Annotated in this window: 7 protein-coding genes; all 7 read right to left on the bottom strand. The window is 63.6% G+C overall.

The genetic code is table 11. From position 1 onward, the window contains the following. Positions 1-260, bottom strand: a 260-nt coding sequence (locus BC363_RS11175; RefSeq protein WP_244519851.1) for an isocitrate/isopropylmalate family dehydrogenase, incomplete at its 3' end; no start/stop codon positions are given. 36 nt (positions 261-296) lie between these two features. Further along, the gene (locus BC363_RS11170) at positions 297-1688 is read right to left on the bottom strand and encodes an amidase (RefSeq protein ID WP_065781649.1); all 1392 of its coding nucleotides are present in this window, start codon (positions 1686-1688) and stop codon (positions 297-299) included. A 57-nt stretch (positions 1689-1745) separates the two neighbouring features. Continuing rightward, entirely contained in the window at positions 1746-2720 is a 975-nt protein-coding gene (locus BC363_RS11165) for an oligopeptide/dipeptide ABC transporter ATP-binding protein (RefSeq protein ID WP_083223413.1), read from the bottom strand. Beyond that, on the bottom strand, positions 2717-3730 hold the full coding sequence (locus tag BC363_RS11160) for an ABC transporter ATP-binding protein (RefSeq protein WP_065781650.1): 1014 nt from the start codon (positions 3728-3730) through the stop codon (positions 2717-2719). Before BC363_RS11160 ends, BC363_RS11165 begins: the two co-directional genes overlap by 4 nt. Beyond that, a complete protein-coding gene (locus BC363_RS11155) occupies positions 3727-4587 on the bottom strand; it encodes an ABC transporter permease (RefSeq protein WP_065781651.1) in 861 nt (286 codons plus the stop codon). Before BC363_RS11155 ends, BC363_RS11160 begins: the two co-directional genes overlap by 4 nt. Beyond that, positions 4587-5537 carry an ABC transporter permease gene (locus tag BC363_RS11150; protein WP_065781652.1) on the bottom strand — a complete coding sequence of 317 codons (951 nt, stop codon included), beginning with the start codon at positions 5535-5537 and terminating at the stop codon, positions 4587-4589. The genes BC363_RS11155 and BC363_RS11150 overlap by 1 nt, the downstream gene beginning before the upstream one ends. A 154-nt stretch (positions 5538-5691) precedes the next feature. Next, positions 5692-7167, bottom strand: coding sequence for an ABC transporter substrate-binding protein (locus BC363_RS11145; RefSeq protein WP_065781653.1), 1476 nt, complete (start codon positions 7165-7167; stop codon positions 5692-5694). Between the last annotated feature and the right edge of the window lie 72 nt (positions 7168-7239).

Raw genomic sequence — 7239 nt, 5'->3', positions numbered from 1 at the left:
ACGTCATAGGGCACGGCATCCCACTTCGGACCGCCGACGGCGCCAAACAGCACGGCATCGGCGGCAAGCGCCTTGGCCATGTCCCCTTCCGAAATCGCCTGGCCGTGGGCGTCATAGGCCGAGCCGCCGACAAGGCCTTCGTCCGTCACGAAGCCGCTGCCAAGCTCGGCATTCATGTAGGCGATGATTTTGCGGACTTCCGCCATGGCTTCCGGGCCGATGCCGTCGCCGGGAAGGATGAAAAGCTTACGATCGGCCATTTCGGCGCTCCTGTTGTTTCAGACTTGAGATTTGATTCATGCGGCGAGCTTGGGCCAGGGCCGCTGCTGCGGGCGCAGGGTTTCGAAGGACCGCGCGAGGCGCAGGACGCCGATATCGTCAAACTGCTGGCCGATGATCTGGAGCCCGATCGGCAAACCTCCGGCCGTATAGCCGCAATTGATCGAGATTGCAGGCTGTCCGCCCATGTTCACGGCGACCGTAAACGCGATGTGCTCGAACGGTTTCTGCGGGTCATTGATCGGCGAGGCCCATTCGGCGGGATAGGAAGCCGCCGGTGCCGTCGGCGAGAGGATGAAATCAAAGCCGGTCAGCGCCGCGTGGATGGCATTGCGCATGGCGTCGATCTGGGCGAAGCCGGTATAGACGTCGCGACCGGAAAAATCCTTGGCCGTCTCGATCCAGTTGAAGATGTAGGGCAGTATCTGCGCCTGCTGTTCCGGCGCCAGGCGCGACACGTCTTCCCAACCGCGCGCCCGCCAGAAGCGATCGAGACCGTCGATCATCTCGCGGGTCAGGAAAGGCGCGACAGGCTCGATGATCGCACCGGCGTCGGCGAAGAGCTTTGCCGCGTGGCTGACTGCCTGCGCTGTTTCCTCGCAGACCGCCTGGCCGAAGCCGGCATCGAGCCAGAGGCCGATCTTCAAGCCCTTCACGTCGCCGTCGAGATCGAGCCAGGGAATATCGGCATAGGGCAAGGACATCGTGTCGCGCGCATCCGGCTTCGACAGCACCGACATGTAAAGCGCCGTGTCGGCCACGGTGCGGGTCATCGGGCCGGCCACGCGGCCGATGAAGGGCGGATTGATCGGGATCCGGCCCGCCGACGGTTTCAGACCAACGACGCCGCACCAGCCGGCCGGCAGACGAACGGAACCGCCGATATCGGTGCCGATATGCAGCGGGCCGTAACCGGCGGCCGCAGCGGCCCCTGCACCGGCGCTCGAGCCGCCTGGATTGGTCGACAGGTCCCATGGATTGCGGGCCAGCTTGTGGAAGCTGGAAAGGCCGGACGAGAGCATGCCGTAGTCCGGCATGGTGGTTTTGGCCAGAATGATACCGCCCGCCTCGCGGGTGCGCGCCGCCGGCGGCGCGTCTTCGGAGGCCGGTACCAGCGGCACGGCGGCGCAGCCGAGCGGCACGGCTGTTCCCTTCGTCGCGATGTTCTCCTTGATCGTCACCGGCACGCCATCGATCGCGCCCAGAGGTTCGTTTTTGGCCCAACGCGCTTCCGATGCTTTTGCGCCTTCACGCGCCTCGTCCGGATCGTAGGCCCACAGCGCATTGAGCTTCGGCTCTAAGGCATCGATGCGCGCGATGACGGCATCAACGACATCAACGGGAGAGAGCTTTCTGAGGCGGTAAGCCTCGACAAGATCGACGGCGGAGAAATCGGCGAGATCGGACATGGGGAAAAATTCCTGCAACAAGAGCAATTCGAGGGAATTGCAGAATTTCAAAGAGTTCTAGGCAAAGTGACAACGGGCAGACCAAGTCGGCGTCACCGGCTTGGCCTCGGGCGTTTGGGTCAGACAGAGATCCTGCCTGCGCGGACAGACGGCGGCATAGGCGCAGCCGGCTGCGGTCGTTGCGGTATGGACCGGCGTTTGCGGTGGCGTATTCGACCGGACCCGCTTGCGGCGTCCGGAGAAGGGCTTCGGCACGGCGGCCACCAGCGCCTGCGTATAGGGGTGACGCGGGTTGTCGAACACCTCGCTTGTCGGTCCCTCTTCGACGATCCGGCCGAGATGCATGACCGCGACCCGGTCGGTGATGGCGCGGACCACGCCCAGATCGTGGCTGATGAACAGATAGGAGAGGCCGAGCCTCTCCTGCAGATCCATCATCAGGTTCAGGACCTGCGCCTGGATCGAGACGTCGAGCGCCGAAACCGGTTCGTCGGCAACGATCAACGCCGGCCGGGTGATGAGCGCGCGCGCAATGGCGATGCGCTGGCGCTGGCCGCCGGAGAACTCATGCGGATATTTGTCGGCCGACGCCAGTGGCAAGCCAACCGCTTCGAGCACCTCCGCGACGCGACGGTTGCGCTCGGCGGCGCTGGTTCCCCGCTCCAGCGAAACGATCGGCTCGGAAATGATCGTCCTCACCGTATGGCGCGGATCAAGCGAACCGTAGGGATCCTGGAAGATCGCCTGAAACCCTTTTCGTGCCTCGCGCAGTCCCGCCCGATCCAGCGCGTAGATATCCTTGCCGGCAATGGAAACCTGCCCTGACTGCGGGCGCTCCAGACCCATGACGGCACGCGCAAGGGTTGATTTGCCGGAACCGCTTTCCCCGACGATGCCGAGGCTCTTGCCGGCGGCAAGCTCGATGCTGACGCCGTGCAGGACGCGCAAGCTGGCCTGTTTCGAAAAGATCGAAGGGCGCGGCAACGGGTATTCGCGCACCAGGTCGGTGGTCCTCAGGATGACATCGCTCATGGTGCCACCATCCTTTCGCGTGGATGAAAGCAGGCGGCGCGATGTTCCACATTCCTGTCGGTGTCGATCAGGTCCAGCGGCGGTATCGCCCGCTGACAGTCCGGCTGGACAAAGGCGCAGCGCTCGGCAAAAGAGCAATGGGCCGGCCGCGCAAAGGGATCGGGAACGATGCCGGGGATGGCGTTCAGCCTTGGTCGTCCTTCCACCTGGCGCGGCGCGAGCGCGGCTCCATGCGGCGAGGCGGCAAAAAGGCCCCGCGCATAGGGATGCGCCATCCGCGCGAACACGTCATCGGTGCGGCCGGTCTCGATGATGCGTCCGGCATACATGACCGCAATGCGCTCGGTCATTTCGGAGACGACGCCGAGATCGTGGGTGATCAGCATAAGCGCCGTGCCGGTGTCTTCGATCAGGTCGTCGAGCAGATCGAGGATCTGCGCCTGCACCGTCACGTCGAGCGCGGTCGTCGGCTCGTCGGCAATCAACAGGTCCGGTTCGCAGGCGATCGCCATGGCGATCATCACGCGCTGCCTCTGGCCGCCGGAGAGCTGGTGCGGGTAAAGATCCAGGTTGAAGCGCGGCGCCGGCAGACCGACCCGGTCCAGAAGCGCCCGCGCCCTCTTCTCGGCATCGGCCCTGGTTTCGCCGAGATGAAGGCGCCGGCCTTCGGCGATCTGCGCACCGATCGACTTGACCGGATTGAGCGCCGTCATCGGCTCCTGAAAGATCATCGCGATGCGCCGGCCGCGATAGCTGCAGTACTCGGCTTCCGGCAGGCCCGCGAGGTTCCGGCCGTCGAACAGCAACTCGCCGCGAACCCGCATGCGTTGCGGCAGAAGGCCCATCACGGCAAGCGCCGTCATGGATTTGCCGCTGCCGGATTCTCCGACGATACCGAGGCGTTCGCCGCGGTTGAGCTCGAGATCGACATCGCAAACGATATCGACCTGGCTCGTGCCCGCTGACAGCTCGACCGACATTCCGGCCATTCGTAGCAATGGTGCTGTCATCTTTGTCGCCTCACGCGCGGGTCGAGAATGTCACGCAGGCCATCGCCGAGAAGGTTGAGGCCGAGCACGGCGAAGGTGATCGCAAGTCCCGGGAAGATGGCGAGCCAGGGCGCCTGATAGATGAAGGTCTGGGCGTCGTTCAGCATCTTGCCCCAGCTCGGCATCGGCGGCTGGGTGCCGAGGCCGACATAGGAGAGCCCGGCTTCGGCAACGATTGCCAGCGCGAACTGGATCGTCACCTGAACCAGGAGCACGTGGTTGATATTGGGCAGGATGTGCAGAAACGTGATCGCCACGTCGCCGCGGCCGGCGCAGCGGGCCGCCTGCACATATTCGCGTTTCCACAGCCCCATCGACGCGCCGCGCGTCACGCGGGCAAAAACCGGAATATTGAAGATGCCGATGGCAATCATGGCATTGGTCGCGCCCGGGCCGAAGATGGCGGTGATGATGACCGCCGTCAGCAGCGCCGGAAAGGCGAAGGCAAGGTCGCTCATGCGCATCACCAGGCCGTCGACCCAACCGCCGCGCGCTGCAGCCCAGGCACCGAGCGGTACGCCGATGCCGGCGCCGACCAGCACCGCGACGATCGAAACGGTGATCGAGTTGCGCGCGCCGACCATGATCATCGAAAGGATATCGCGCCCGAAATTGTCGGTGCCGAACCAATGGGCAAGGCTCGGCCCCTGAAGCTTGTCGCGGAAATTCATCGCTGTCGGCGAGAAGGGCGTCCAGACATAGGAAACCAGGGCCATCGCCACGAGGATGGCGGTGACCGTCACGCCGAACATCAGGCTTCGGCTGCCAAGCAGTTTCGAGAAAAGACCGGGCTCTGAAGCGATCGCTGGGTTGCTCATCAGTGGCCTCCCCGCGACAGGCGCGGATCCAGATAGCCGTATACCAGATCGACGAGGAAATTGATGGTTATCACGGAGGCAGCCAGCAGCGTCACCAGCGTCTGGACCGTCACCAGGTCGCGCTGAGCGATCGCCTGGAAGACCAGCCGGCCGATGCCCGGCAGGTTGAAGACGTTCTCGATGATGATCGTGCCGGCAAGCAGGAAGGAAAACTGCAGGCCGATGATCGTGACGACGGGGATGAGCGCGTTCGGCACCGCATGCTTCCAGAGAGCGCCGGCGCGGGTGAGGCCCTTGGCGCGGGCGGTGCGGATGAAATCCTCCCCGAGCGTTTCGATCACCGCGGAACGGGTGACGCGCCCGAGAATGGCGGCGAGCGGCAGTCCGAGTGCAAAGGCTGGAAGGATGAGGGAGTGCAGGCCGCTCCAGATGCCGCCTTCCCAGCCGGCAAAGCCGGAGGCCGGGAACCAGGCGAGTTTCAGCGCGAAAAGCAGAATGAAGAGCAGGGCAAGCCAGAAATTCGGGATGGCGACGCCCACCTGGGCGATACCCATGACGACGGTGTCGCCAGCCTTGCCGCGATTGGCCGCGGCATAGACGCCGATCGCGATGGCGACGACGACGGAGATCGCCATGGAGAGCAGAGCGAGAGGCAACGTCACCAGGATGCGTGGCCCGAGCAGTTCGCGGATGGGTACCGAATAGGTAAGGCTCATGCCGAAATCGCCGACAACGAAGCCGCCGATCCAGTGGAGATAGCGAATCCAGATCGGTTGATCGAGGCCGAGTTGCCGGTGCAGTGCCGCAATCGCGTCCGGGTCGGCATTCATGCCGAGCATCAGCACCGCCGGGTCTCCGGGCAGCACCTGCATCAGCAGAAAGACGATGACTGAGGCGACCAGTGTCGTCAGAACGAGCGACACGAGGCGACCGCCAATAAAGGAAATCACATCAACCTCCCGGAATGAGCGAGCGCTGACCGCCACCGGGTGCGGCGATCAACGGCAGATCTGCGTCCGCCCCTACGGCAAGGGGGCGGAGGCCAGAGCGGGATGAGGAAAAGTGTATGCGGTTTTCCGCCCGCATCCCGCTCCAACGAATTGATCAATTTTCCCAGTAGGTCTGGGTCTGGTCGTCGGCCGGCACCGGCATGTTCTTCCAGAGGCCCTTCACCTTCTTGTTCCAGACGCCGATCTTCGGCAGCGCATAGAGGAAGACGTTCGGCTCGTCGGCCGCCAGCTTGCGCTGGAGTTGGCCAGCGAGGTCCGTCTGCTCGGCTTCCGTCGAGGCGAGCGTGAAGGACTTGTAGAGCGCCTTGTATTCCGGGTTCTGGTAGTTGAAGTAGTATTTGTCGCGAGCATAGATATCGAGGTCGCGAGCCTCGGCATGCGCGATGATCGTCGCGTCGAAATCCGAGTTCTTGAACACCTGGTCGAGCCATTGCGCGAATTCGATCGGAACAAGGTTCACCTTGATGCCGACTTCGCTGAGCATGGCGGCGATGATCTCGCCACCGCGGCGCGCATAGGCTGGCGGCGGCAGCATGATGGTCATCTCCATGCCTTCGGCACCCGCCTCCTGCAGCAATTGCTGCGCCTTGCCCGGGTCATAGGGATAGGTTTCGTTCAGATCGACATAACCGGGCTCCACCGGCGAATAGTGCGAGCCGATCGTCGTGCCAAAACCCGAATAGGTGCCTTCGACCAGAGCCTTCCGGTCGATCGCATGGGCGAGCGCCTGGCGGACCCTGACGTCGTTAAATGGCTTGCGGGCATTGTTGAGGGAGAGCACCACCTTGCCGGAGGTGCTGCCGACCTCGACCTGAAGGTTGGGATCGCTCTGGAACTGGCTGACGAGTTCGGCGGCCTGGAACATCGGGAACGCATCGACGTTACCGGCGAGAACGGCCGCAGCGGCCGCCGACGGATCGCTGATGAACTTGAAGGTGACTTCGGTCAGCTTGGCCGGTTCGCCCCAGTAGTCGGCGTTCTTTTCCAGCACGACCTTGTCGCCCTTCGCCCACTCCTTGAACGTGAAGGGGCCGGTACCAACAGGCTTGGTCTTGTTGTTGGCCGCCGATGACGGCGCGATCATGACCGCGTCACCCCAGGCCATGTTGAACAGGAAGTTGGATGCTGGGCGCTTCAGGGTCACGACCGCGGTGGTCGGATCCGGGCACTCGGTCTTTTCGATCGGCTCGAAGAGGCCCTTCTGCGCATTGGTCGAGTCCGCTGCGACGGCGCGCTCATAGGAGAACTTGACGATCGAGCAGTCGAAGGGCGTGCCGTCGTGGAACTTGACGCCCTGGCGAAGCTTGAAGCTGTAAGTCTTCTGGTCGCCGGAGACGGTCCAGCTCTCGGCCAAGAGTGGCTTCACGGTGCCATCCTCCACCACGCGCACCAGACCTTCGAACAGGTTCCCATAGGTGATGTAGCGGATCGGCGCGGCGGCACCCGCGGTTGGATCGAGGCCCGGCGGCTCCAGCACCTGGCCGACGGTAATCGTATCCTTGGCCATGGCCGTCGTCAGCGATGCGGCAATGAAGCACGAGGCAAGCGCCCATTTCGTCAAGTTAAGCATGGTTCCCCCGCTTTGCGGTTTGGTTGTTTATGGTCCTCCTGCATGTTTCCTTTGATCGTATTCGATTGAAGG

It is taken from the genome of Ensifer sp. LC384 (assembly GCF_001695865.1).
Taxonomy (GTDB): Bacteria; Pseudomonadota; Alphaproteobacteria; order Rhizobiales; family Rhizobiaceae; genus Ensifer.
Note: the sequence above shows the minus strand (reverse complement) of the source record. Positions and strands in the feature narration are given on the sequence as shown.

What these genes read in the sequence shown, in the direction of transcription:
- BC363_RS11170 (WP_065781649.1), bottom strand. Translation starts at nt 1,688, where the DNA reads ATGTCCGATCTCGCCGATTTCTCCGCCGTCGATCTTGTCGAGGCTTAC.
- BC363_RS11165 (WP_083223413.1), bottom strand. Translation starts at nt 2,720, where the DNA reads ATGAGCGATGTCATCCTGAGGACCACCGACCTGGTGCGCGAATACCCG.
- BC363_RS11160 (WP_065781650.1), bottom strand. Translation starts at nt 3,730, where the DNA reads ATGACAGCACCATTGCTACGAATGGCCGGAATGTCGGTCGAGCTGTCA.
- BC363_RS11155 (WP_065781651.1), bottom strand. Translation starts at nt 4,587, where the DNA reads ATGAGCAACCCAGCGATCGCTTCAGAGCCCGGTCTTTTCTCGAAACTG.
- BC363_RS11145 (WP_065781653.1), bottom strand. Translation starts at nt 7,167, where the DNA reads ATGCTTAACTTGACGAAATGGGCGCTTGCCTCGTGCTTCATTGCCGCA.